1 protein-coding gene is annotated in these 689 nt (G+C 65.6%); it reads right to left on the bottom strand.

All coding sequences use genetic code 11. The annotated features are described in order from the left end of the window. A partial coding sequence (locus tag AWB67_RS39050; RefSeq protein WP_125477914.1) for an efflux RND transporter periplasmic adaptor subunit occupies positions 1 to 665 on the bottom strand: 665 nt, incomplete at its 3' end. Between the last annotated feature and the right edge of the window lie 24 nt (positions 666 to 689).

Below are 689 nucleotides of genomic sequence, written 5' to 3'. Positions count from 1 at the left end.
TTCGCTTCCTGATCGCGATATGACAGGATCTCGTTCTCCGAGATGCTGAAGTTCACCCACATCGGATCGAGCTGGTAGACGTAAGTCAGCAGGCCCGTCGAGGTCGCCGTGACGTAACTGCCGTCCTGCTGGCGCGCGAAGCTCGAGAGGCCCGTGAGTGGCGATTTGATCGTCGTGTAGCTCAGGTTGAGTTCGGCGGTGCGGACCTGTCCGCGTGCGGCGATCACCGCGGCTTCGGCTTCCTTGTCACTGCCGGTGGCATCGTCGAGATCCTTCTGGCTCAACGCGTTCTGCGCCACGAGCGGCACCACGCGGGCGAGATTGGCCTTCGCGACCGAAAGCCGCGCCATCTGCTGCGAGAGCTCGCCGCGCGCCGACTGGAGCGTCGCTTCGAACGGCTTCGTATCCATCAGGAAAAGCGTCTGCCCGGCCTTCACGAGCGCGCCCTCCGTGTAGACGCGCTTCTCCAGAAAGCCATCGACGCGTGCCCGGATCTCGACTTCGCGCGAGCTTTGCGTCTGCGCGGTGAACTCGTATTCGACCGGGGTATCGCGCTGCGTCACGGTCATCACCGTGACCTCGATCGCTGCGCGCGGCGCCGGGGCCGGTTTTTTGTCGCAGGCGGCAAGCAACGCGAGCGCCGCGCCTGCGCATGCGATGCGCAGCCAGGCGCGCGTGCGCCTCGCCTC

Origin of the sequence: Caballeronia terrestris (assembly GCF_001544515.1) — a bacterium.
In the GTDB taxonomy this organism is placed as follows: Bacteria; Pseudomonadota; Gammaproteobacteria; order Burkholderiales; family Burkholderiaceae; genus Caballeronia; species Caballeronia terrestris.
The sequence above is the reverse complement of the archived record's forward strand: the minus strand, read 5'-3'. Positions and strand labels throughout refer to the sequence as shown.